This window comes from Flectobacillus sp. BAB-3569 (assembly GCF_002270355.1).
In the GTDB taxonomy this organism is placed as follows: domain Bacteria; phylum Bacteroidota; class Bacteroidia; order Cytophagales; family Spirosomataceae; genus Flectobacillus; species Flectobacillus roseus.
The window spans coordinates 1-975 of record NZ_NJFZ01000097.1; the positions used below are offsets into that span (position 1 = coordinate 1).

The 975-nt window shown below is 37.3% G+C and carries 1 protein-coding gene and 2 pseudogenes; 1 reads left to right on the plus strand and 2 read right to left on the minus strand.

Annotated elements, in window-relative coordinates; all coding sequences use genetic code 11:
• Window positions 1-383, minus strand: a pseudogene (locus BWI92_RS27115) (NAD(P)-binding domain-containing protein); the annotation flags it as partial.
• A gap of 198 nt (window positions 384-581) precedes the next feature.
• Here BWI92_RS27115 and BWI92_RS28995 point away from each other — a divergent pair.
• Window positions 582-785, plus strand: a pseudogene (locus tag BWI92_RS28995) (hypothetical protein); the annotation flags it as partial.
• On the opposite strand, the gene BWI92_RS27935 reads toward BWI92_RS28995, so the two are convergent.
• Window positions 711-975, minus strand: a 265-nt coding sequence (locus BWI92_RS27935) for a hypothetical protein (RefSeq protein ID WP_217903509.1), incomplete at its 5' end; no start/stop codon positions are given. The pseudogene BWI92_RS28995 and the gene BWI92_RS27935 overlap by 75 nt on opposite strands.

A 975-nucleotide genomic window follows, 5' to 3' on the forward strand; every position in this document is an offset into this window, starting at 1 on the left:
TCAAATAAGGAATATCATAAAATCCTGTAGCAATGACGATGCTTTGCACTGGTATTGAGATTACTAGTATTAATCTGATACAAGTTTCGTGTGAGGTAACAGATTCAACTGTTTCGAACAAATTGATGGCTAGTTTACGGTGTACCGCTACACGACGATAATACTCTAACGCTTCCGAGCGAGTTGGTTTTGCATTGTTTGATACAAAAGGAATATCGCCAATTTCGAGCCTTTCTGAAGTACTAAAAAGTCATATTGGCTGGGTAATTATAGAGCGAGTTTACCAAGCATCCTTTTTCCAAAATCAAGTAACTGAGTCCAGCATTTTGGGCTTCTAGTCCACAAGGATAGATATAGCTATACCTGTACGCTCGATGGGCCACAAAAAGCCAATGCCATAGATTTGAATGGTAAAACGCGTGCTATTAATACCTATTTGGTTGGCTCAAATTATTACATGATTGATGCCTCAAAAGTATGTATAAAGGCGGAACGATCAATGTCGAAAACCCACAAGGCGTTATTGGACGCTCAATGCAGCAGGTTCGTCAGTAAATGATGTAACTGTACGTCAGGTATCTTCTACTAATAATACTTGGGGTAATACTGAATCTGTTTCGGCACATTATAATGCTAGTTTGGCGTATGATTATTACGAAAAAACATTTGGTAGAAAATCCTTAAATGGTAAAGGAGGTAGTATTATTTCCCTAATCAACCTGACCGATGAAGATGGCAGAGCCATGGACAATGCTTTTGTACAACTCATAATCAACTTCTGTTAACTCAAAGGTACAGCGCTCCGCATAAGGACCTCCATGTACAAAGGAAGACAAAAGATTATACCTATTTAATAAATCAAATAATAAATGATGAACAGCCTTCAATTTGGGCTCTAGCTCTTGATGTGTAATTAAAAATTTTCCTATATTCTTTAGGTTGAAGAATTGACTTGCAACTTGGTGATAATTCTGT